This is a genomic window from Streptomyces sp. NBC_00299 (genome assembly GCF_036173045.1).
GTDB lineage: Bacteria > Actinomycetota > Actinomycetes > Streptomycetales > Streptomycetaceae > Streptomyces > Streptomyces machairae.
Genome location: NZ_CP108039.1, coordinates 1,245,756 through 1,268,456 on the forward strand (window position 1 = coordinate 1,245,756; position 22,701 = coordinate 1,268,456).

Annotated in this window: 20 protein-coding genes; 9 read left to right on the plus strand and 11 right to left on the minus strand. The window is 71.0% G+C overall.

The window, feature by feature from the left end:
- Nucleotides 1-39 precede the first annotated feature (39 nt).
- The 4 genes from OHT51_RS05375 to OHT51_RS05390 all read right to left on the minus strand — a co-directional run bounded on the left by OHT51_RS05375 (nt 40) and on the right by OHT51_RS05390 (nt 5,896).
- Nucleotides 40-942 (minus strand): LysR family transcriptional regulator, encoded by a 903-nt coding sequence (locus OHT51_RS05375; protein WP_328877723.1) that lies wholly within the window; start codon nt 940-942, stop codon nt 40-42.
- 651 nt (nt 943-1,593) lie between these two features.
- Nucleotides 1,594-3,729: a putative bifunctional diguanylate cyclase/phosphodiesterase gene (locus OHT51_RS05380; protein WP_328877724.1), complete on the minus strand. Its 2,136-nt coding sequence runs from the start codon at nt 3,727-3,729 to the stop codon at nt 1,594-1,596.
- Entirely contained in the window at nt 3,726-4,538 is an 813-nt protein-coding gene (locus tag OHT51_RS05385; RefSeq protein WP_328877725.1) for an SAM-dependent methyltransferase, read from the minus strand. The genes OHT51_RS05380 and OHT51_RS05385 overlap by 4 nt, the downstream gene beginning before the upstream one ends.
- 371 nt (nt 4,539-4,909) lie before the next feature.
- Nucleotides 4,910-5,896: an SCO0930 family lipoprotein gene (locus OHT51_RS05390; RefSeq protein ID WP_328877726.1), complete on the minus strand. Its 987-nt coding sequence runs from the start codon at nt 5,894-5,896 to the stop codon at nt 4,910-4,912.
- 271 nt (nt 5,897-6,167) lie between these two features.
- On the opposite strand from OHT51_RS05390, the gene OHT51_RS05395 reads away from it, so the two are divergent.
- From OHT51_RS05395 to OHT51_RS05405, 3 genes are all read left to right on the plus strand, one after another.
- Nucleotides 6,168-6,761, plus strand: coding sequence for a hypothetical protein (locus OHT51_RS05395; RefSeq protein WP_328877727.1), 594 nt, complete (start codon nt 6,168-6,170; stop codon nt 6,759-6,761).
- Between the two features lie 15 nt (nt 6,762-6,776).
- On the plus strand, nt 6,777-7,541 hold the full coding sequence (locus OHT51_RS05400; RefSeq protein ID WP_328877728.1) for a bestrophin-like domain: 765 nt from the start codon (nt 6,777-6,779) through the stop codon (nt 7,539-7,541).
- A 256-nt stretch (nt 7,542-7,797) separates the two neighbouring features.
- The gene (locus OHT51_RS05405; RefSeq protein WP_328877729.1) at nt 7,798-8,307 is read left to right on the plus strand and encodes a hypothetical protein; all 510 of its coding nucleotides are present in this window, start codon (nt 7,798-7,800) and stop codon (nt 8,305-8,307) included.
- 106 nt (nt 8,308-8,413) lie between these two features.
- Here OHT51_RS05405 and OHT51_RS05410 read toward each other — a convergent pair whose 3' ends face one another.
- A complete protein-coding gene (locus tag OHT51_RS05410; protein WP_328877730.1) occupies nt 8,414-8,908 on the minus strand; it encodes a hypothetical protein in 495 nt (164 codons plus the stop codon).
- Between the two features lie 329 nt (nt 8,909-9,237).
- On the opposite strand from OHT51_RS05410, the gene OHT51_RS05415 reads away from it, so the two are divergent.
- Nucleotides 9,238-9,918: a class F sortase gene (locus tag OHT51_RS05415; protein ID WP_328877731.1), complete on the plus strand. Its 681-nt coding sequence runs from the start codon at nt 9,238-9,240 to the stop codon at nt 9,916-9,918.
- A gap of 27 nt (nt 9,919-9,945) precedes the next feature.
- Here OHT51_RS05415 and OHT51_RS05420 read toward each other — a convergent pair whose 3' ends face one another.
- Both OHT51_RS05420 and lysX read right to left on the minus strand, forming a co-directional pair.
- Entirely contained in the window at nt 9,946-10,800 is an 855-nt protein-coding gene (locus OHT51_RS05420; RefSeq protein WP_328877732.1) for a polysaccharide deacetylase family protein, read from the minus strand.
- Nucleotides 10,801-10,902: 102 nt separating this feature from the next.
- The gene (gene lysX, locus OHT51_RS05425; protein WP_328877733.1) at nt 10,903-14,181 is read right to left on the minus strand and encodes a bifunctional lysylphosphatidylglycerol synthetase/lysine--tRNA ligase LysX; all 3,279 of its coding nucleotides are present in this window, start codon (nt 14,179-14,181) and stop codon (nt 10,903-10,905) included.
- 88 nt (nt 14,182-14,269) lie between these two features.
- Between lysX and OHT51_RS05430 the strand changes: the two genes are divergently transcribed.
- Nucleotides 14,270-14,731 (plus strand): universal stress protein, encoded by a 462-nt coding sequence (locus tag OHT51_RS05430; protein ID WP_328877734.1) that lies wholly within the window; start codon nt 14,270-14,272, stop codon nt 14,729-14,731.
- Between the two features lie 159 nt (nt 14,732-14,890).
- Here OHT51_RS05430 and OHT51_RS05435 read toward each other — a convergent pair whose 3' ends face one another.
- Entirely contained in the window at nt 14,891-15,625 is a 735-nt protein-coding gene (locus OHT51_RS05435; RefSeq protein ID WP_328877735.1) for an alpha/beta fold hydrolase, read from the minus strand.
- A 138-nt stretch (nt 15,626-15,763) separates the two neighbouring features.
- On the opposite strand from OHT51_RS05435, the gene OHT51_RS05440 reads away from it, so the two are divergent.
- Nucleotides 15,764-16,234, plus strand: a complete 471-nt coding sequence (locus OHT51_RS05440) for a MarR family winged helix-turn-helix transcriptional regulator (RefSeq protein WP_328877736.1) — start codon at nt 15,764-15,766, stop codon at nt 16,232-16,234.
- 11 nt (nt 16,235-16,245) lie between these two features.
- On the opposite strand, the gene OHT51_RS05445 is transcribed toward OHT51_RS05440, so the two are convergent.
- Nucleotides 16,246-17,394 carry a CapA family protein gene (locus tag OHT51_RS05445; RefSeq protein WP_328877737.1) on the minus strand — a complete coding sequence of 383 codons (1,149 nt, stop codon included), beginning with the start codon at nt 17,392-17,394 and terminating at the stop codon, nt 16,246-16,248.
- Between the two features lie 212 nt (nt 17,395-17,606).
- On the opposite strand from OHT51_RS05445, the gene OHT51_RS05450 reads away from it, so the two are divergent.
- From OHT51_RS05450 to OHT51_RS05460, 3 genes are all read left to right on the plus strand, one after another.
- Entirely contained in the window at nt 17,607-18,152 is a 546-nt protein-coding gene (locus OHT51_RS05450) for a sigma-70 family RNA polymerase sigma factor (RefSeq protein WP_328877738.1), read from the plus strand.
- Between the two features lie 146 nt (nt 18,153-18,298).
- Nucleotides 18,299-18,814 carry a hypothetical protein gene (locus OHT51_RS05455; RefSeq protein WP_328877739.1) on the plus strand — a complete coding sequence of 172 codons (516 nt, stop codon included), beginning with the start codon at nt 18,299-18,301 and terminating at the stop codon, nt 18,812-18,814.
- A 151-nt stretch (nt 18,815-18,965) separates the two neighbouring features.
- Entirely contained in the window at nt 18,966-19,625 is a 660-nt protein-coding gene (locus tag OHT51_RS05460) for a zf-HC2 domain-containing protein (RefSeq protein ID WP_328877740.1), read from the plus strand.
- A 45-nt stretch (nt 19,626-19,670) separates the two neighbouring features.
- Here OHT51_RS05460 and OHT51_RS05465 read toward each other — a convergent pair whose 3' ends face one another.
- Together OHT51_RS05465 and OHT51_RS05470 are read right to left on the minus strand one after the other, a co-directional pair.
- Nucleotides 19,671-20,534 (minus strand): Fpg/Nei family DNA glycosylase, encoded by an 864-nt coding sequence (locus OHT51_RS05465; protein ID WP_328877741.1) that lies wholly within the window; start codon nt 20,532-20,534, stop codon nt 19,671-19,673.
- A gap of 31 nt (nt 20,535-20,565) precedes the next feature.
- A complete protein-coding gene (locus OHT51_RS05470; RefSeq protein WP_328877742.1) occupies nt 20,566-22,641 on the minus strand; it encodes a SpoIIE family protein phosphatase in 2,076 nt (691 codons plus the stop codon).
- Nucleotides 22,642-22,701 lie beyond the last annotated feature (60 nt).

Genomic DNA, 22,701 nt, shown 5'->3' on the forward strand with positions numbered 1-22,701 from the left:
TTACGGCTCGATTGATGCCGAGGAGGCATCGGCGCAGGTCTACGTCGTGCCTCGGGCCCGCACGGCGGCGTGGACGGTGTCGACGAAGCTCGTCACGAGGTGCGAGGGGCGCGAGCTGTTCCAGGCGAGGGACACCTGGCCCGGGGGTACGTCGGCGACGGGGACGTACGCGATGTCGGACCGGGGGAACGCAGCCGCGACGGAACTCGGCACGAAGGCGATTCCGCGCCCGCCGCGGACATAGCCCAGCAACTCCTCCATGTCGTGGAAGGCGGGGCCGTGGCCGGGCCGGGTGCCGTCGGGGCGTGGGTCGGCGTTCCATACGGCCGACCAGGCCTCGGCCGCCTCGGCGTACTCCAGGACGGGGTCGTCGGCCAGGGCCGCGAGGTCGACCTTGGCGTCCCTGGCTCGTGGATGATCGATCGGCAGGACGGCGGCGAGATGCTCGGCGTACAGGGCGAGGAGGTCCACGCCGTCGGCCTCCAGGGGCGGCCGGACGAACCCGACGTCGACACTGCCGTCCAGGAGGGCACGCGCCTGGCTCCACCAGCGCAGCCGGACCAGTTCGATGGAGACGCGGGGGAAGCGGGCGGAGAACGCGTTCAGGGCCAGGCTCACATCCGTGCCCAGCATGAACCCGACGACCAACGCGTCGTCACCGGCGCCGATGCGGCGGGCCCGCTCCTGGGCGGCCTCCGCGGCGGCGAGCAGCGCCTTGGCGTCGCGCAGGAACTGCTCCCCGGCCGGGGTGAGCGAGACCTCGCGCGTGCTGCGGGTGAACAACTCGACGCGCAGCTCGTGCTCCAGCTGGCGTACCTGACGGGACAGCGCGGGCTGGGTGACGTGCAGGGCGACGGCCGCCTGCCCGAAGTGCCGGCGCTCGGCCACGGCCACGAAGTAGCGCAGCTTGCGCAGATCCAGATCGATCGGCCTGTCGGGCATGGCCTGTCCTGCCTCTCCGCCCCATCCGCTCTCCTCACCGACGGACGCGGCGCGCGGTGCCGCAGTCGGCGCCCTTCACGCTATCCGACCGAACGGGACGCGCCGCCCGGATCGCCCACTTGGCGTGCCCGACGTGGGCCGCGGCCCGGACGCGCCGACATCTACGGCCGCACGGCCTGGGGAACGCCGGGCTCCGCGACGCGTGCCCCGCCTGCAGCGGCCCCTTTCCGGTCCCGGAAGGTGCCCAGCGCGCTTCTCGCCGGTCCGGGACACCGGCTCCGCAGTCCGTCCTTGCGCCGCGGGGATCTCGACGGAGCCGAGGTTCATCTGCGTGCCGCCACCGCAGCCGGGGCCCCTCCCGCCGGTCCGGGCCACGGCTCGCAGTCCGCCCGTCCCACCGGTCCGGAGCCGATCCGGAACAGGCCCGGCCCGCCCGACGCCACTCGCCGAACGGGAGTCAGCCCTCACGGCCCGAGAAAGGCCCACGGCCCACCCCTCCCGCCGATCCAGAACAGGCCCAGCCCGCCCCACACGCCGGCCGGCCTTCAGCGCCCTCCAGGACCGGGGAGGAGTCCACGGCCCGCCCATCCCGCCGGCCTGGGGCAGGCCCAGCGGGCCGCCCATCCCGCCGGCCCCGCCGGCTCAGCCGGCTCAGCCCGACGCGTCCACCAGTGCCAGTTCGTGGAGTCGGTCCGGTGGGCCCGGGCGGGCGTAGTACCAGCCCTGGGCCGTGTCGCAGCCGAGTATGCGCAGTTGTTCGGCCTGGGCGCCGGTTTCCACGCCCTCCACGGTCACGGCCAGGCTCAGGCTGTGGGCCAGGGAGACGATTCCCTCGACGATCTTGAGGTCGACGGGGTCGGCTGGGAACTGCTGCATGCTCTGTGTGAAGGAGCGGTCCAGCTTGAGGATGCTCACCGGCAGCCGGCGCAGGTTGGCGAGGTTGGAGTAGCCGGTGCCGAAGTCGTCCAGGGCGATGTCGACGCCCATCTCGGCCAGTCGGCGCAGGGGCTTGAGCAGGTCGTCGTCGGCGCCGATGAGCGCCGACTCGGTGACTTCCAGGCAGAGGGCGTCAGGAGCCACGCCCGCACGCTCCAGGATGTCCACCGTGTCCTGCACCAGCCCGGGGTGGGTGAGCTGGCAGGGCGAGAGGTTCACGTTGATACGGAGCGGGCCCGCGTCGACGTGGCGTTCCCGCCACTCGCGTGCCTGGCGCACCGACTGTTCCAGGACCCAGCGGCCGAGCGGAACGATGAGCCCGGTGTGCTCGGCGAGCGGGATGAAACGGTCCGGGCCGAGGACGCCGTGCTGCGGATGCAGCCAGCGCACCAGCGCCTCGGCGCCGCGGACACTGCCGTCGCCGAGGTGGACCAGCGGCTGGTACTCGATGAAGAACTCGCCCCGGTCCAGGGCCGTCGGCAGCGCCGTGGTCAGCCCGTGCCGGGTGATGGCGCGGGCGTCGGCCTCCGGGTCGGCGAGCTCGAAGCGGTTGCCGCCCGCCGACTTGGCCCGGTACATCGTGATGTCGGCGCTGCGCAGCACCTCCGCCGGGCCCCGCTCCCCGGCCGGGCCCTCGACGATGCCGATGCTGCCGCGCACGGTCAGTTCCCGGCCGTCGACGCTGATCGGCGCGATCAGCGCGTTCATGATCCGGGCGGCGAGCTCGTCGACCTCGCGCTCGGTGTCGGGGCCGGTGGTCAGCGCCACGAACTCGTCGCCGCCGAGCCGCGCGACCATCTCGCCGGGCGCGGTGGCGCAGGACTGCAGCCGGTCGGCGACCTCGACGAGCAGCCGGTCGCCGGCGGCGTGGCCGAGGCTGTCGTTGACGGTCTTGAAGCCGTCCAGGTCGAGGTAGCACAGGCCGAACCGCTGGCCTTCCCCGGCGCCCAGTGCCTTCTCCAGGCGCTCGAAGAAGAAGGTGCGGTTGGGCAGTCCGGTGAGCGCGTCGTGGGTGGCCTCGTAGCGCAGCCGCAGATTGAGCAGGCGGCGCTCGGTGGTGTCCTCCATCAGGGCCAGCTGGTACTGCGGTTCGCCGTCGGCGTCACGCAGCAGGGAGACCGTGAGGTTCGTCCACAGGACCGTTCCGTCGGGGCGGTAGAACGCCTTCTCGACGTGGTAGTGCTCGCGCTCGCCGCGGACGAGTTCCTCGTAGAGCTTCCAGGTCTGCGGCGCGTCCTCGGGGTGGGTCCACTCCATGACCCTGCGGCCCTGCATGGACTGCTCGGAGAGGCCGAACATCCGCAGCAGCGCGCCGTTGACCTGCAGGACGTTGCCGTCCAGGTCGGCGATGCCGATACCTATGGCGGCACCCTCGAAGACCGCGCGGAAGCGGGCCTCGGTGGCGTGCAGGGCCTGCGCCACCACGCCCTGCGCCTTGAGGGCGGCCGCGGAGATCGCCTCCTGCTCCGCCAGCGTCCGCTCGCGCAGTGCTTGGGCGAACCCGGCGGCCATGGCGTGCTGGAGCCGCGCCGAGCGGGCCCGCTGGTCCTCCTGGTCGCCGTCGGTGCCGCAGTACAGCACGAGGTAGGCGTCGACGCAGTCCAGCGAGCGGCTGAGCGCCTCGGGGTCGGTGCAGTGCGCGGAGACGAGCGCGGCGCCGACCGCCTTGCCCTCGTCGGCCTTGAAGGTCCTGGCCCTGAGCGCCTCGCTCAACCGCCGGGCCAGCGGCAGCAGTTGCTTCTCGAACTCCGGCCGGGTCGACGACGTCGAGGTCACCGGGAAGACCGCCCGGCTCCAGATCGTCGCGAACCGGCGCAGTCTGTCCTCCGGCCCGTCCGGCCCCGCGCTCACGCCGTACGTCCCACGCCGGCGAAGCCGGAGAAGGCATACGGATCCTCGTCGTCCGGTGCGGTGTCCGGCCGCCAGAGCGGCATCGGCACCAGTCCGGGTTCCACCATGTCGTACCCCTCGAAGAACCGCGCGATGGCCTCGCGCGAGCGCATGATCAGCGGGTTGCGAATGTCCTTGTACACGTCCACCGTGCCCTTGGCCCGCTCCTCGGGCAGCGGGATTCCCTCGTACGAGGCATGCGTGAGCACCAGCATGCTGCCGGGCGCGAGCGCGTCACGCAGCTCGGCCACCACGGCGCACGGGTCGTCCTCGTCCTCCACGAAGTGCAGTATGGCAACGAGCAGCAGCGCCACTGGCCGGTTCAGGTCGATGAGGCGCTCGACCTCGGAACTGCCCAGGATCTCCTGCGGCTTGAGCAGGTCCGCGGCGACGACGTCCGCGGCGTCGTTGCCGTCGAGGACGGCCTGGCTGTGCGCGACGGCGACCGGGTCGTGGTCGACGTACACCACGCGGGCACCGGGTACGGCGGCCTGGGCCACCTCGTGGACGTTGCCGAACGTCGGGATTCCGGAGCCGATGTCCAGGAACTGGGTGATGCCCTGGTCGACCGCGAAGCGCACCGCGCGGCGCATGAACGCCCGGTTGGCCTGCATGATCTTGGGAAGCCCCGGCATGAACTCCATGGCCTTGCGGGCGGCATCCCGGTCGACCTCGAAGTTGTGCGAACCGCCCAGGTAGTAGTCGTAGATCCGCGAGACACTGGGCACCGAGATGTCGATGCTCCGAGGGGCCCAGGCGGGACGCTCCATCTATCTCTCCAAGGCGTAGGCGATCCGGTGTTCGAGCTGAGGCTACTGATCGCCCGCCAAAGGAGCGAGCAGAAACGGAAATTGACCATCCGTTCCCGGTCACTGCCTGTGGCACGTGCCGTATTGATGCCCCACGCACCCGCTACGAAAGCATCCGAAGCATTCCACAGAGTTCCGAACCATGGCGAAAGAGGGTGAAGAATCATGGTGAATGACGGCAAACCGGTCCGCCCCCTGCGCATGGCATCAGGGGGCGGACCGGTGGGTCGCGCGCGCCGTCCGTTCGTCCGGCACTCTCGCTGTCTCTCCCTCCCTCCCGTGGTCGGAACTCGACTGGGTGAGGCGATCAACCCTGGGGAGGTGTGATCTTTTTACTGCTCCGACGCGCCGACCGGCTTGCCGTCGGGGCGAATGGCGAACCAAGTGCCGCCGACGCCCTGACCGTTGGTGTCGCCGGGCTTCTTGTCACCGGCGAAGGTGTAGATCGGTACGCAGTCGATGGTCTGCTGCTTGATCCCGTCGGGCCGGTCGAAGACCACGTAGCCCTGGCCCCTGGGACCGGACCCCTTCAGATCGATGTCCTCGGTGTCCTTGGCGTCGACCGGCGCGATGACCGGCCACTTCTCCAGGCACTCGCCGGTGCACGCCGTCTTCATCGGCCAGGGCGAGTCCTTCATGAAGCGGTAGACCGTGTGGCCGTTCTTGTCGATGACGATCTCGCCGAGCTTCGAGTCCTCGCGGGTGGACAGACCGGGCAGATCGCCCGCCTCGGTACCCGCACCGCCCTGCGCCTTCTTGCCGTCGGGCGCGAGCGCGTACCAAGTGCCGCCGACGCCCTGGCCGTTGACGTCACCGGCGTTGGTGTCCTTCGCAAAGCGGTACGCCGGCCAGCCGTCGACCGTCAGCTGCTTGGTGCCGTCGGCCCGGGTGACCGAGCCGAGCAGCGCCTTGTCGATGCCGGCGCCGGCCGTGGCATCGTCCGCGGGGACCGGCGGCCACTTCTTGGCGCAGTCGCCGTCGCAGCTCGACTTGGGCGGCTCGGCGGTGTCCTTGTCGAAGCGGTACAGCGTCAGACCGGAGCTGTCGGTCAGCACCTTGCCGAGTTCCTGGTTGGTGGAAACGGCCAGCTCACCGGCGGAGGACGGCTTGGTGGCGGCGCTCTCCTGGTCCGCCGCGCCCGAGTCGTAACCGGTGCCGTTCCCAAGGCCCGTACCAGCGGTTCCGTAATCACCGGCCGCGGCCGTGGCACCGACGTTCTGGCTCGCCGGCGGGGCCGTTTCCTGCCCACAGGCCGTCGTCAGCGCCAGCACTGCAACGGCGCTCACCACGAGCGAGGCGCTCCGCCACGAGGTCTTCATCGTCAACTCCCCAAACTCACAAGGGTGTTGCAGCGCCCTGCTGCGCCGCCGCACGACAAGAGGTACGCACGAAAGCCACTCTCGTGTTCAACCGGCGCACAAATTTCTTTCCGGAAGCTGTGAAAACCGCCTCCCGTCGCACGCGCGTGCGCCTCGGCGGTTACGCCTCCGTCCGCTGATCAAACCTTTCGTGGGGCATCCGTCGCCCGTTCGGGGCATTCCTCTCACTCTTGGGCCTGTCTCTACGCGCGCTGGGCTCAGGATCTTGGTCGTGCATGGACTCGAACCGATCCAATCCACGCTCACCACACGGGCGTTGACGGTGCTGACGCTGACCTGGCTGCTGGTGTCGGCGCCGGCCGGCGTGGCGGGGGCAACCGCCTGCGCTTACGCCGACACCGGCCCGGACGGTGCGAGGGCGGTGGCGGTCGCGGGGAGCCTCACCTGGCCCACTCCCCCGCAGTGCCCGTCGCCGACGCCGACGCCGACTCCCACTCCGACGCCCACGCCGTCGCCCTCTCCGGACCCCACTCCCACGCCACCGCCGAAACCCACGCCCACCCCGAAGCCCAAGCCGCCGCCTCCACCGCCCCCACCTCCCCCGGCGCCCCCGGCTCCTCAGCCGGCGCCGCCCCGTCCGCGGCCGGCCCCCACGCCCACGCCGCCGCCCCCACCGGCCCCGACGCCCACGCCGAAGCCGTCGGCCAAGCCCACCCCGAGTCCGTCCGTCGCGCCGGTGCACTACCCGCCCTATCGGGCCACCCAACACCGGCGGCCGGCGCACAGCGCCCCGTCGCCGCTCATTTTCGTCCTGCTCATCGCGGCACCGGCGATCGTCGCCGTCGCCGCACTGCGTCCGCGCTGACCCTGGAGGCATCCCTTGCCGGAATGGCTTGTTCTCACCCTCGCGATGCTGGCCGCCTGCTCCGTGGTGGTCCTCATCACCTTCGTCCGGCACCGCACCGCGCCGGACGACGAGGATCCCTCCGAGACCCCGGACGTCATCGAGTACATGACGATGTGGATCGGTGTGGTGTACGCCATCGTCCTGGGCCTTGCCATCGCGGGCGTGTGGGAGGGCCGTAGCGCCGCCCAGGACCACGTCCAGGCGGAGGCCGTGGCGCTGCACGAGATCTCGGAACGGGTGCGGATTTATCCGGCCGACATCCGCGACCGCATTCGGGAGGATGTCAACGCCTATGTCGGACACGTCGTGACCACCGAGTGGAAGTCGATGGCCGACGACGGGCGGATGACCGAGCGCGGCACCGAGCTGCTGCAGCGCGTCCGCGAGGACGTCACCGACTACGAGCCGAGGACGGACTTCGAGGCGCAGGCCTACCAGCCGCTCCTCGACCAGGTGACCGCGGCCGACCAGGCGCGCAACGCCCGCGCGAACTCGACCGGGGAGACGATGCCGGGTGTGGTGTGGTTCGGGCTGATCGCCGGCGGCGTCGTCACCATCGGGATGATCTTCGCGCTGCAGATCCGGCGCACACCCCGCGAACTGGTCCTCGCCGGGCTGTTCTCCGCCCTGATCGCCTTCCTGCTCTTCCTCATCTGGGACTTCGACGCGCCGTACAGCCGTGGCGTCACGGCGTCGGCGGAACCGTTCCTCGAACTGTTCCCACAGGCCAAGGACTGACAGGTCCTCACCTGACGGAGCGCCGGGGGACGGCGGCGGAGCAGCGGCGCCGAGCCGGGCAGGGCCGCCACGCCGGGCACGTCCCCCGGTCGCGGGAACGAACGTCCCCCGGGCGGCTCACAGGGTTGCCCCATTCGCACGACAGCGATCGCGCAGGTGCGCGCCCCCTTCCTAGCGTTTGGCACATCGAGGTGCATTTCCGGCGCGAGCGGAAGAAGGTCCGCAGCTGCTCCTCGGGGAACCCGGAGGACCCACCATGCGCGCGATACGTGTCGCTTCGGCCGCCCTGCTGGGCCTCGGCGCCCTCACCATGACCGCCCCCGCCGCCCACGCGAGCGGCGACAACTCCGGTTTCTGGGCCAGGGTCGTGCCCACCACCGTCGCTCCCGGCGGACAGGTCAGGCTGCGCGCGACCGGCTGCGAGCAGGGCGTGACCGTGGCGTCCGCGGTCTTCGACACGATCACCATCCCCCCGGGGCGGACGACGGCCAGGGCCACGGTCGACCGGGACGTGAGGCCCGGTGCGGTGTACGAGGTGTCCTTCTACTGCGGCACGTTCTGGCAGACGGTCGACCTCACCATCGCGGGCGGCCGGCCGGAACCGCTGCGGCCGGATCACCCGCAGAAGGGCGCCCACGCGGGCGGGGGCGGCACTCTCGCCGGGCTGGACCTCAAGGAGGTCGCCCTGGGCGCCGCCCTCATCACGGCCGCGCTCGGCACGGCCTACCACCTCTCCCGACGCCGCACGGACGACGACGGCGCCTGACATCACCGTTGCTGGGGCACCCGCACAGGCCTTCGCCCCGGATCCCTGCAAGGGGGCCGGGGTGAAGGCCTGTGGGCGTGGGATCCCGCTCCGACGGGCCCGCGGGTCAGATCCGCTTCTCCGCGCGGCGCCGCATCCAGAACACGCCGCCACCGACGAGGGCCACGGCGATGAGCCCGCCGCCGATGGCCATGTCGGTCGGCGTCGCGCCGGTGGAGCTGCTGCCGCCGAGACCGCCCTGGACGCCCCCGATGACGGTGAAGGCAGTCGGGTTGGTCAGCGTCCTGGAGTCGCAGGTGACCGTGACGCTGTGGGAACCCGGCCGCGCGTTCCTGTTGACGGTGGCCGTGCCCCTTGCGGTGTTGCTCCCGCGCACCGTGCTCAGGTGGGTGGGCCGGAAGGCGTCCGAGGTCGCGGTGCCGCCTCTCGGGCAGTTGTCGACCGTGATGGTGATCTGCCCGCCGCGGGCGATGACGTTGGGCAGGACGGCGATGTTGCTCGGTCCGGACGGCATGCCGTCCCGCGCGACGGCCGCGGGGGCGGCAAGGCTGAGAGCGGCTACCGCGGTGGCAGCGGCCGCCATGGCACGAGTGGTACGCATGTGATCCTCCGCGGAAGACGCCCCGGGAACCGTCCCCGGTCGATCGGCGAGAAAGCGCCTCCCAGAAAGACCCTCAGATGCCCTGCCCCGGGCCGCATTTCGGCGATGGTCCGTACTGGTGAGACGACACGCCGACGGATAACCCCACAAGCTGAATTGCCGCAGGTCACGCACCGTCAGAATTTTCCTGTTGGCGGCAACTCGGATGGCGCACCGATGGGAGCGGGCCACCCGTTCGTATCTGCCCCGTCGCCGCTTTCGCACGCGGGACTTAGCGTTCAGATATGCGCGAATGACGGGGCGACGGCCGCGTCGAGAGGGGTAGTCGAATGTCTGCGTCCGAGCTGGCCGAACGGGCCGAACTCGCCGAAGAGGAGGAGCGGCGGAAGAAGCGTGCTCCTTGGGGAGTGATAGCGCTGGTTCTGCTGACCGGCCTCGCGCTCGTTCGCAACGGCTCGGGTGAGTTCGACGAGGGGCCTCCGCAGCCGGCCTCGGCGGCCGCCCCTGACACCCGGGTGCCCGGGGGCCTCTTCGCCGGGGCCACGCAGCCGCTGCCGTACGCCCTGCCGGACCGCGTCAGGATTCCCGGCATCCAGGTGGACGCGCCGATGATCCCGGTCGGTCTGGACGTGGACGGCTGGGTCGGCGCGCCACCGCCGGAGGACCCCAACCTGGCAGGCTGGTTCACCGGTTCGGTGTCTCCGGGTGAGAAGGGCACCGCGGTGGTCGTCGGGCATGTCGACAACAGCCAGGGCCCCGCCGTGTTCTACGGACTCGGGGGCCTGCAGAAGGGAAATCGCGTCGAGATCGTCCGCAAGGACGGAAAGACGGCCGTTTTCGAGATCTACGGCATCGAGGTGTTCGAGAAGAACAACTTTCCCGGCGACCGGGTCTACGCCTCGAAGGGGAGCGCCGAATTGCGGGTCATCACCTGCGGCGGCGGTTTCTCCCAGCAGAACGGTTACGACGGGAACGTCGTCGCTTTCGCCAGCCTGGTCGAGGTGCGCTGAGCGTCCTCGCCCGGCCGGCGAAAGCCGTCACGCGTAATGCCGTTCCGGGACGGTGACGAAATACCCGGAGTCCAGCAGCTGCGGCAGATAGGCGCGCAGCGCCCGGACGCTCTGGGAGCGGTCGCCCCCGGCGTCGTGCGAGAGCACCACGACGCCGGGGGCGGCGCCGTTCTCGACCCGGTCGACGATCGTGCGGGTGCCGGGGGCGGTCCAGTCGAGGGTGTCGACGGTCCAGGCCAGCGGGTCCATGCCCAGCTCGGCGCCGAGCCGGAAGGCGGTGCGGTTCCAGGCGCCGTAGGGGGCGCGGAACCAGACGGGGCGTTCACCGTAGGTGTCCTCGATGACGTCGCTGGTGCGTTCCATCTCCTCGCGGATCCGGCGGGTGCTGAGACGGGTCAGCAGCGGGTGGGACCAGGTGTGGTTGCCCACGACATGGCCCTCGTCGGCCATCCGGGCGAGGAGGTCCCCGTTCTCGGCGACCATCTCGCCGCACACGAAGAACATCGCGCGGACGTCGTACTCGCGCAGGGTGTCCAGGATGTGTGGCGTGTAGCGGGGGTCGGGGCCGTCGTCGAAGGTCAGCACCATGGTGCGGCCCCGTCCGGACACGCTGAGCAGGGGTTGGCGCCGGATGAGGGTCCGGCGGGGCGCCACGCGGGGCGGGCCGTACCCCGTCAGTGGCTGGAGGCGGTAGCTGGAGGGCTTGAGCGCGGGGCGCGCCTGTGCGCCCGCGGCCGGGGCGGCGGTGCGGACCGGCTTGTCGGTGTCGTCCGCGACCTTCGCGAACACTCCGGCTGTGCCGGCGGCTCCGACGGCGGCGGCACCGGCGAGCAGCGCGCGGCGACGCGTGAGCAGACGTGGGGGCATCTGATCCTTCGTCATGACTCATCCGTCGCCCGATGAGCGACCGACGCACCAGTGCGACACCGGTACGGCCGTACGAAAACACCCGGCCGGCGCAGCCCTCAGGTCTGCGAGGCGCCGTCAGCGGCGGCGGACCAGGGGGAACGGCAGGGTCTCACGGATCGTCAGGCCGGTGAGGAACATGACCAGGCGGTCCACGCCGATGCCGAGGCCTCCGGTGGGCGGCATGGCGTACTCGAGGGCGTCGAGGAAGTCCTCGTCCAGTTCCATCGCCTCGGGGTCTCCCCCGGCGGCTAGCAGGGACTGGGCGGTGAGGCGGCGGCGCTGCTCGACGGGGTCGGTGAGTTCGGAGTAGGCGGTGCCGAGTTCGGTGCCGAAGGCGACGAGGTCCCAGCGCTCGGCGAGACGCGGGTCGGTGCGGTGCTGGCGGGTCAGCGGGGAGACGTCCGTCGGGAAGTCCTTGTAGAAGGTCGGCAGCTGGGTCTTCTCCTCGACGAGCCGTTCGTACATCTCCAGAACGACGTCGCCATGGCCGTCGTCGGCCGTGTACGGCACGCCCATGCGATCGCAGTACCGGTGCAGCCGGAGCAGTTCCGTGTCGGGGTCGATCTCCTCCCCCAGCACCTCGGAGATCGCGCCGTACACTGTCTTGACCGGCCACTGCCCCGAGATGTCGTGCTCCGTGCCGTCCTTGCGGGCGACCGGCGAGCCGAAGGCCGCGGTGGCGGCGCCCTGGATCAGTTCGCGGACGAGGTCGAGCATCACGTCGTAGTCGGCGTACGCCTGGTAGGCCTCCAGGATCGTGAACTCGGGGTTGTGCTTGTAGTCGACGCCCTCGTTGCGGAAGGTGCGGCCCATCTCGAAGACCTTCTCCACGCCGCCGACGCACAGCCGCTTGAGATAGAGCTCGGGGGCGATGCGCAGATAGAGGTCGAGGTCGTAGGCGTTGATGTGGGTGGTGAACGGGCGGGCGTTGGCGCCGCCGTGGATCTGCTGCAGCACCGGCGTCTCGACCTCCAGGAAGCCGCGTTGCAGCAGGCCCTGGCGCACCGCCTGGATGGCGGTGGAGCGGGCCCGGACCACGTCGCGGGCGGCGGGGCTGGAGACCAGGTCGAGGTAGCGCATGCGCACCTTGGCCTCGGGGTCGGCGAGGCCACGGCGTTTGTCGGGCAGCGGGCGCAGGCACTTGCCGATGAGCTGCCATGAGGTGACGAAGACGGTCGGTTCGCCCTTGTCGCTGGCGCCGGCCAGGCCGGTGGCGCTGATGAGGTCGCCGATGTCGGTGTCGGCGGTGAAGCGTTCGAGGGCGGCGCCGGAGTCCTTGCGGGTGAGGGCGAGCTGATGGTCGCCGGACCAGTCGCGCAGCACGGCGAAGACGATGCCGCCGAAGTCGCGGACGAGCATGATCCGGCCGGCGACGGTGACCTGTTCGCCCTTGTGGACGTGGGCCAGTGCGTGGGTGCGGACCGGGATGCCGACCGGGTAGGGGTCGACGCCGTCGGCGCGCAGCCGGTCGAGGGTGTGGTGCCGGATGCGGACCTGCTCGGGCAGGCCCGCATCCGGCCCGGCCGCCCCGGCCTCGTCCCCTCCGTCGAGGCCGAGCGCCGCCAGCGAGGGCAGTCCTTCGGTGGTCGCGGGTCGCGGTCCGCCTCGCGGGTGCCCCTTTCTGCGGAGTTGGTGCAGCGACGGTACGGAGACGAAGCCCTCGGCGATCGCGGACGCCGTGCCGATGCGGGCGAGGGAGGCGGCCTCGCCGTAGCAGATGAACCGTGGGAACCACTGCGGCTGGTATTTGGCGTTGGAGCGGTACAGGGCCTCCAGTTGCCACCACTTGGAGAAGAACAGCAGCAGGCGGCGCCACAGCCGCAGCACGGGTCCGGCGCCGATGCGGGCGCCCTCTTCGAAGACGGAGCGGAACACGGCGAAGTTCAGGGAGATCCTGCGGATGCCCATCTTCGGTGCCGCCGCGCACAGGTCGGCGATCATGAACTCCATGACGCCGTTGGGGGCGCCGCGGTCCCGGCGCATCAGGTCCAGGGAGATGCCGTCCCTGCCCCAGGGCACGAAGGAGAGCAGCGCGAGCAGCTCGCCGTCCTCGCCGAGTGCCTCCACGAAGAGGCAGTCGCCGTCGGCCGGGTCGCCGAGGCGGTCCAGGGCCATGGAGAAGCCGCGTTCGGTCTCGGTGTCGCGCCAGGCGTCGGCCTTGGCGATCAGCTCCTCCATCTCCGCCTCGGTGAGGGTGGAGTGGCGGCGGATGCGGCAGTGGGCGCCGGTGCGGCGGACCCGGTGCACGGCCTGCCGGGTGACCCGCATGTCGCGGCCGTCGAGGTCGAAGTCGGACACCTGCAGGATCGCCTCGTCGCCGAGTTGGAGGGCGCCGAGCCCGGCGCGCGCGTAGGCCTTGGCGCCGTCCTCGGAGGCGCCCATCGCGGCGGGCGCCCAGGCGTGCCGACGGGCCGCCTCCAGCCATGCGGCGATGGCGCGCGGCCAGGCCTCCCGGTCACCGACCGGGTCTCCGCTGGCGAGGCACACGCCGGCCTCGACGCGATAGGTGACGGCGGCCTTGCCGCTGGGCGAGAAGACGACGGCCTTGTCGCGCCGGGTGGCGAAGTAGCCGAGGGAGTCCTGGCCGCCGTAGGCCTTGAGGAGGGCGCGGATGCGGGCCTCCTCGTCGTCGTGGAGGGCGGCCTCCATGCGCTGCGAGCGGAACAGGGTGGCAGCGGCGTTCAGCAGGGCGAGCGCGCCGAACAGTCCGAGCACGAAGAACAGCGGGCGGGGCGGGCGTCCGTCGTAAGAGGCGCCGGAGACGAGGCCTCCGCAGACCCGGTCGGCGGCCCACGCCAGGCGCTGACTCTGCGGCAGCGTGCCGGGGAACAGTTCGACCAGCCCCCAGCCGATGAGGATTCCGACGGCCAGCCCGGCGACCAGGACGCCTAGGGCCCGGCGTACGGCGGCGCGGCGGGAGGCGGCGTAGAACTCCTTGCGGGCGACGATCAGCAGGCCCAGAGCGAGGGCGCAGACGATCAGGGAGGGGACGGAGTCGGCGTAGTCGCCGAAGATCGTGCCGAGCAGGTCGCTCAGGACCAGCAGCCCGAGGTAGACGACCACCAGCCACCAGGCGATCTTCTTGCGGGCCGCTGTCGCGGCGGCGAGCAGGAAGAGGAAGACGGCGTAGGCGAGGTTGGCGCTGACGGGGACGATGATCTGGTCGAGGCCGCGCACGACCGGGCGGAGCGCGGTGCGCAGCGGCGGGATGACGGCCAGTAGGGCGCAGAGCAGTCCCAGGGCGCCGAAGAAGGCCGCGAATCCTTCCGGCACCCTGTGCAGGAAGCCGTTCCGGGGCGACCGTATCGGGCCCGTGGCACCCTTCTCGCGGGTGACCTCCACGGTGGCACTCATGCTCCGACTCTAGGAAGCCCGCGGCCTCCTCGCCCGTCGAGCGGCCTGCCCGACGGCGGGACCAGCGGCTTCCGATAGCCTCCGTGCCGTGACGGAACAGCACTCGCACCAGTTCGAGCGGGGCACTGACGGGCCCAAGGTCATCGTGGTCGGGGTGGACGGCTCCGACTCCTCGCTCCGCGCCGCGGCCTACGCCGGTGGCCTGGCCCGACGGCAGCACGCGCTGCTCGCCGTCGTGTACGTGCAGCCGGTGATGTCGGCGGGCGCGGCTCTCGGGGCGCCGGTCGCGGAGACCACCGACGAGATCGCCGAGGATCTGATCGCCCAGATCAGGGACGCGACCGAGCGGGTGAAGGGGATATTCGACGTCCGCTGGGAGTTCCACACCTTCCCCGGCGACCCCTACAACGGCCTGGTGAAGGCGGCGGACGACTTGAAGGCGGACGCCGTGGTGGTGGGCGCCTCGGAGCAGGCCGGGCACCGGATCGTCGGTTCCGTCGCGGTGCGGTTGGTCAAGGCGGGGCGGTGGCCGGTGACGGTGGTGCCGTAGGAGCCGTACAGGCCGTAGTGACGGAGGAGCGGCGGGACGAGAGCTTCGTCGCCTGGGTGTACGACGATCCGGCGCGGCGTTGGGCCTTGTGGCCGCGGCTCGCGCCGGACTCGCCGTTGGCGACCGATCTGAGTTGCCGCGCCGCCGGATGAGGGCGCGTCAGAGGGTGTGCAGGAACTCGGACAGGATCCGGTTGAAGATCTCCGGCTTCTCCAGGTTCGGGTAGTGGCCGACGCCTTCGATGACCTCGGCACGGCCGTCGCGGACGGTGGCGGCGAGCCGCTCGGCCGCGGCGAGCATGTCGGCGGGTTCCAGGCCGCCGTTGAGGGTGAGCAGCGGGACGGCGATCTCCGATGCCCGGGCGAAGGTGTCGGTCACGGGCACGAACCAGTCCTTCTCGCCGGGCGCGTGCTTCGAGAGCGTGTTGCCGGCCATGTCCCGCATCAGGCGCAGGATGTCCTGGTCGACGTCGGCCAGGCTCCGGTGCTCGCCGGGTACGACCTTCACGAAGGCGTCGAGCCAGCCTTCGACATCCCCCGCGGCCAGCTTGCTCGCCATCTCGGCCTGGAGCGCGCGGGTCCAGTCGTCCGTGTACTGGAACTCACCGGTCGCGGCGCCGCAGGTGACCACCGCACGGATGAGTTCCGGGTGCTCCAGCACCGTGTTGGTGGCGGCCAGCCCGCCCATCGACACGCCTACGAGGACCGCGGGCCCGGCATCGAGGTGGCGCAGCAGGGCGGCCACGTCGTCGGCCCAGCGGAAGGGCATGGACGCGTTGGCGGAGGCCCCGTGGCCGCGTATGTCCAGGGCGACCACCCGGTACTCGGCGGCGAGGGCCGGGATCTGACGGTGGAAGACCCGGTGGTCGACGTACCCGGAGCGGAGGAGGACCACGAGGTCCCCTGAACCACTGTCGCGGTAGGCGAGGTCGCCGTCGGCGGACGTGAAGGTGCTCAGTTCCTAAGCAACTGTCATGACAACCAGGGTGTCATCTTTTCCGAGCTTTGACAACCGAGGTGTCATGATGGACGCGTGACTCACGCCAACGCACCCCTCCCGCTCCCTCCCGACGAACTCGGCCGCCGCCTCACCGAGGTCTTCGACCTGGTGGGCCCCCTCTACCGGTTCGCCGCACGCAAGGGCGAACCGGTGGAGGGGGTGTCCGCCGGGGTACGGGCGGTCCTCAATCTGCTCCGGCAGCACGGGCCCATGACGGTGCCGCAGATGGGCCGGGCCCAGGCACTGAGCCGGCAGTTCGTGCAGCGCATGGTCAACGACGCGGCGGCCCCCGGATGGGTGGAGCTCATCCCGAACCCCGCGCACCAGCGGTCGTCGCTGATCCGGCTGACCGAGGAGGGCAGGGACGTCATCGCTGCCGTCCTCGCCCGGGAGCACACCCTCAACCGGCAGGTGGGCGGGAGTCTGACCGACGCCGAGGTGCGGGCGTGCGTGCGGGTGCTGACGGAGATGGTGCGGACCTTCGACCACGTCGACATCGACTGAGCCCGCCCCGCCTACTCCGCCATCACCAGCCCGTCCTTCCCCGCCCCACGGCTCAGCACGACGTCCCGGATCCGGTCCCGCACGCCGCGCACGTCGGCGCCCTTGGCGAGCGCCCGGTTGAGGTCGATCACGCGGCCGGCGTCGATGTCGAACAGCTGGGGCACGAACTCGGCCTTGGCCACCTGCCAGCGAGCGCCCTTGCGGGCCGGCGGCTTGAAGGTGAAGCGGGCGAGGGTGGACTGGTTGCCGCGCGGATCCTGCACGCCCCGGTCGTTGTACATCGCGCCGGCGATCTGGTTGCCCATGCCGTAGACCACCCAGGTGCCGTTGACCTTCTCGTACGCCTGCGGCACATAGGCGTGGGTGCCGAGGATCAGGTCGATGTCGGGGCGCCCGCCGGTGCGGGCGGCCGTGAGCTCACGGGACAGGGCCAGTTGCTGGCTGTCGGGCGCGTCCTGCCATTCGGTGCCCCAGTGCAGCGACACGACGACCACGTCGGCGCCCGCCTTCCGGGCGGCGCGGGCATCCGTGAGGATCTTGGTCTGGTCCATCATGTTGACCGCCCACGGCTGCCCCGACGGAAGCGGGAAACCGTTGACGCCGTAGGTGTACGCGAGGTGCGCGACCTTGGCCGCCCCCGCACGCAGCACGGTCACCGTGCGCGCCTCGGCCTCGGTGCGCGCCGTTCCCGCGTGCCGCACCTTCGCCCGGTCGAGGGCGTTCAGGGTGCGCAGGATGCCGGCGGCGCCGTCGTCGAGGCTGTGGTCGGAGGCGGTGGAGCAGCCGTCGTAACCGGTGGCGGCGAGGCCCCGGGCGACCTCCGGCGGGGACTTGAACCGGGGGTAGCCGGTGTACTCGCCGTTCTCGCCGTAGACGGTCTCCATATGACACAGCGCCAGGTCGGCGCGCGAGACCACGGGTTCGACGCCGGCGAGCATCGGGCGGAAGTCGTATCCGGAGCCGCCCGAGTCGAAGCGGGCGCGTTCGATGATCGCGCTGTGCGGGAGGACGTCGCCGGAGGCCACGAGCGTGAAGCCACGGGGCTCCTTGACGGCGGGACCCGGGTTCCCCGGAGCGTCCCGGCTGTGGGCCTGGCAGGCGGCGCCCGCGGCGAGAACGGCGGTCGCAGCGAGGGCCACAACTCGACTGCGTGCGATCATCGGCTCACCCCTTGTGGTCGTATATACGCATCAATAGGTACGAAGCCCTACCCGTCCGCAAACAATCCGGCCACTTTCATTAGGCCGTCCGGCGCGCGCCCCATAGGCGGAAGGAACCGTTCACCGAACCGTTCGCCGACGCGATCGACCGTCCGCCGCAGATCCGTGTGCGTGCCCTGTCCCGCAACAGGCACCTGCGATGCCATACGGCCATGACGGCCGGAATCACCCTCTCGAACGGGACGACCGCCGAGCACGAGCTCGCAGCGCTGCAGCGCGAGCACGGCCGGCCCCTCTTCGCGCTCCTGCTCCGGCTCTGCGACGGCGACCGGCAGCGTGCCGAAGACCTCGTCCAGGAGACGCTGGTGCGCGCCTGGCAGCATCCCGAGGCCCTGCGCGCGGACGACTTCGACTCCGTGCGGCCGTGGCTGATGACCGTCGGGCGGCGGCTCGCGATCGACGCGCGGCGGGCCCGGCAGGCCCGGCCGCCGGAGGTCGGCGACGCGATCCTGGAGAACGCACGAGTGATATCCGATCACGCCGAGCGGGCCGCGGAGATGCTCGACGTGCGCGATGCTGTGAAGACACTCACTCCCGAGCACCGTGAAGTTCTGGTGCTGGTGTACTTCCAAGGGGCGAGTGTTGCGGAAGCCGCTCAGACCCTCGGAATCCCGCCCGGTACGGTGAAGTCCCGCGCGTACTACGCGCTGCGGGCCCTGCGCCGGGTGCTTCCGGGATACGCGGCCGACCTGCGGTGAAACCAATGGCTTAGTCAAACCTCCGTAAAGCGCCTTGCTGAACACCCCGGTTGAGTAATCGGCTGTCCTCATCCGTGTTCCGGATTGGGCAGAGGCCCAGGGCCCCGGGGTAGGGCGACGCACTCACCGGAGGAAGGCAGGAAGGGATGCTGCACAGAGGTCAAGAGAGCACGGACGGCACCGGTGGCGGTGAACTGACCGTCCCCATGGCGTGGTTGTACGCCGAGTACATCGCCGACGAGCTGCTGCGGACCGGCGATCTCATGCCGCCGACGTCCTTCGAGTTCCGCGCCGGGCGCGATGCCCTGGCTCTCACCATCTACCTGTCCGACACCGACGGCGAGCTCTCCGGCATCCGGGTCGTCACCCAGCTGGAGACCTGGCTGTCGCTCACGGCCTACGACCAGCCGTGGCAGGAGTGGGTGCGCGAGCGCATGGCGGGCCTGGCGGCCGAGGCCGTCGAGTCCGGCGGGCCCGCGCCCGACCTGGAGCTGGCGGAGGCGGCCTGGCGCTGGCTGCAGGAGACCGAGCTGCTCGCGCCCGATCTGAACGCGGTACCGGGCGGCGGAGCGCTGGTCGGTGAGGACGACGGGCCGAAGGTCTGGACGCCGGCGTGGCAGCTCGGGCTGCCGCTCGGGCACCTCGCCATCCATCTTTTTTAAGTTGTTTTCTTCTCGGACCAATCCTCGGCCCCGGCCGCTACGAATCCTTTGGTTGCGATTCGGTAGCGGCCTTGAGTGATTCGACTGCCTGGTGCGTACCAGTGGGCGCAAGGAGTAACACACCCCACACCCAACGGCACGAGGATTCGGCATGAGGTCCCTGGAGAGGCATCGCGACGTCGCCGCGTACGCGCTCGGCGTGCTGAACGAGGCGGAGGCTTTCCGCTTCGAGGACCACCTCATGGAGTGCCCCCGCTGTGCGGCACACGTGACCGAGTTCGGGCCCATCACCCGCCAGTTGATGCTGTACCGGCGGTCCACGCCCCAGTTCGTGCACCCCATGGCCAAGCCGGGCCCGCAGATGCTGAACCGGCTGCTCGAAACGGTGGCGGTCCGCCACCGTGCCCGGCGCCGGCGCACGATGTACGCCGTGGCGGCATCGGTGGTGATCGCCCTGGCCGGACCCGGAGTCGCGATGATCGCGAGCGGCGACGACAGTGCCGCACAGGTGGTCGAGGCGACCGACGCCCGTTCGGGTGTGTGGGCGCAGGTCACCACCGAGAACGAGGGCTACGGCAGCCAGGTGGAGCTGAAGGTGAAGGACGGCACGGGGTCGCGCCCCTGTCATCTGATCGCCGTCGGCCGGGACGGCACGGAGGAGACCGTCACCAGCTGGCACGCCGGCGACCACGACACCGCGGAGAACACCATGACGGGGGCCTCGGCGATGCACATGGACGAGATCGCCCGCTACGAGGTGAGAACGGCGGACGGGGAGCACCTGGTGACGCTCAAGCCCCGTGAGCCGTAGTTCCGCTGTCCGAATTCAGCCCCGCTGCGGCCTGTTCCGTTCCGGCTACTTCAGCAGGCGCGACAGTCGGCGGTCCGCCAGCGGTTTCCCGCCCGTCTGGCAGGTCGGGCAGTACTGGAGCGAGGAGTCGCTGAAGGAGACCTCGCGGATGGTGTCGCCGCACACCGGGCAGGGCTCGCCGGTGCGGCCGTGGACACGCAGGCCGCTCTTCTTCTCGGCCTTCAGCCGGCCGGCCGCCACCCCGCGCGAGCGCTCGACCGCCTCGGTGAGGGTCGTCCGCAGGGCCTCGTACAGCGTGCCCGTCTCCTCGGGTGTCAGGGAGACCGCCAGCTTGAACGGGGACATCTTCGCCGCGTGCAGGATCTCGTCGCTGTAGGCGTTGCCGACCCCGGCGATCAGGCTCTGGTCGCGCAGGGCGCCCTTGAGTTGGCGGCGCTCGTCCTTGAGCAGGGCCGCGAAGCGCGTCTCGTCGAAGTCGTCGGCGAGCGGGTCAGGGCCGAGGCGCGCGATGCCTGGGACCTCCTGGGGGTCGCCCACGACATACACCGCGAGGCGCTTTTGGGTCCCGGCCTCCGTGAGGTCGAAGCCCGCGCCGGTCTCCAGGGCCACGCGCAGCGCGAGCGGACCCTTTCCGGGGCGGGGCATCCCGCTGGGGAGCTCGTCCTTCCAGTGGAGCCAGCCCGCGCGGGCGAGGTGGGTCACCAGGTGGGGGCCGTCGGCCGTGACCAGGTCGAGGAACTTGCCGTAGCGGTGCACCGCGGTGACCTCGTGCCCCTCGACGGCGGTGACCGGCGGGTTGTACGTCTTCAGGACGCTGATCGCGACGGGCAGCACCCTCACGACCTCGTGGCCGACCAGGTTCTCGGTCAGGAAGTCCTTGAGCGCTTCGACCTCGGGGAGTTCCGGCATACGTCCAGAGTGCCATCCGGCACCGACAGCCTCAGCTCCGCTCCGGCACCACGAACTCGCACCACACCGCTTTGCCGCCGCCGCGCGCCTCCACGCCCCACACGTCCGTGAGCAGGTCGACGAGGAGCAGACCCCGGCCGGAGACGCCCGACTCCCCCGCCTCGCGGCGGCGCGGCAGGGCACTGGAGGAGTCCTCGACCTCGACCCGCAGCCGGCGGTCGGAGCCGGCGAGGACCCGCAGGGTCACGACGGCCGCGCCCTCGGTGTGCATCAGGGCGTTGGTGATCAGCTCGTCGGCGACCAGTTCGATCTCGTCGGCCCGGTCCTCGGCGCCCCAGGCGCGCACGGCGGCGCGGATCATGTGCCGGGCGCCGGTGAGGGCCTCGGGGTCACCGGGGGCGACATGCTGCTGGAGGCGGCCGCCGGCCTGCGGGGCGTCCAGGACCCGGCGGCGCAGCAGGAGCAGGGCCACGTCGTCGTCACCGCCGCGTTCCTCGGCGACGTCGATGAGGAGGTCCGCGAGATCCCGTACGTCGTTCGGGCCGGCCGCGATGAACGCGGTCAGGGTCTGCATGCCGTCGTCGAGGTCGGCGCCGGGCTGTTCGACCAGGCCGTCGGTGCACAGCAGAAGGGTGTGGTCGGAGTCCAGCTCGATGGTGCCCACCGGGTATTCGAGCCGCCCGAACTCCGCCGACAGGCCGAGCGGCAGCCCGCCCTCCACCGCGACGCGCCGGCAGGCGCCGCCCGGTTCCCGGAGCAGGGGGTCGATATGACCGGCCCGGACCACCTGCACGACTCCGGTGGACAGGTCGGCCTCCGCGTACAGGCAGGTCGCGAAGCGGTCGGTGTCCAGTTCGTGCAGGAACACCGAGGCACGGGCCATCACCGTGGCCGGGGTGTGTCCCTCGGCGGCGTAGGCGCGCAGGACGATGCGCAACTGCCCCATGACGGCGGCGGCGTGGGTGTCGTGGCCCTGGACGTCGCCGATGACGGCGCCGACCCGGCCGCCCGGTAGCGGGATCAGGTCGTACCAGTCGCCGCCGATGTCCCGGCCGAGCGAGGCGGAACGGTAGCGGACGGCGACATCGGCGCCGGGCACGCTGGGGATGGTGCGGGGCAGCATGGCCTGCTGGAGGCCGGTGGCGAGGTCTTTCTCCTGCTCGTAGAACATGGCCCGCTGAAGGCTCTGCGCGATGCTGCTGCCGAGGGCGACGAGCACGTTGCGCTCCTCGGTGGTGAAGCCGCTCCGGTCGCTGTAGAGCAGTCCGATGGCGCCGATCGGACGGGCCTGTGCGATCAGCGGCATGTAGGCGGCGGCCGTGATGTTCAGGTCCGTGATGTTCGGCCAGAGGATCGGATAGCGCTCCGCGAACTCCTCCGGCGACTCGATGAAGCGCGGGCTGAGGGTCCGTACGACCTCACTCATCGGGTACTGCTCGTCGATCCGGGTGACCATGGTGCCGGGCACGAAGCTGCCCGCGGGCCCCTCGGCGACCAGCCGGATGCGTCCGGCCTCGACCAGGCCCATGACCAGGCTGGTGGCGCCCAGGTGGGTGATGCCGTGGGTGTCCTTGAGGACGTCGATGACGTCCTGGACGGTGCGGGCGTGGGCGAGGGCGGCCGTGGTGACCTGGACGACGCTGGTCTGCTGACGACGCGCCTCGTGCTCGGCCGCCTGCTCGCGCCGCTCCTCGCTCTCGGCGAGTTCTTCGGTGGCGTCCCGGACGATGCCGATGATGCGGCGGGGGCGGCCCGTCTCGTCGCGGCGGATGTAGCCCTGAGTGTGGGTCCAGCGCAGGGTGCCGTCGCGGCAGCGGATGCGGAAGTAGGCGCCGTAGTTCTCGCTGCCGTCCTTCAGGGCCTTGGAGACCAGGCCGTCCAGCCGAAAGGCCTCGGGGCGCGGCACCCGGATCGCCAGGCTCTCGGGCTTGCCGTCGTACTCGTCGGGGCGCACGTCGAAGACCTCGTGGGCCTGGGCGTCCATGTGGAACACCCCGGAGTCCAGGTCCCAGTCGAAGCTGCCCATGCGATTGAGCGCCAGGATCGGATCCGGGTGGGCGGGCCAGTCGTCCGGGAGTGACAGGGCGCTCGCTCCCCGATCAACCATGGGGCCACCTTGCCAGGATTTGCCGGATTCTTCGACCGGGGCGACGGAACTGCCCTTGCC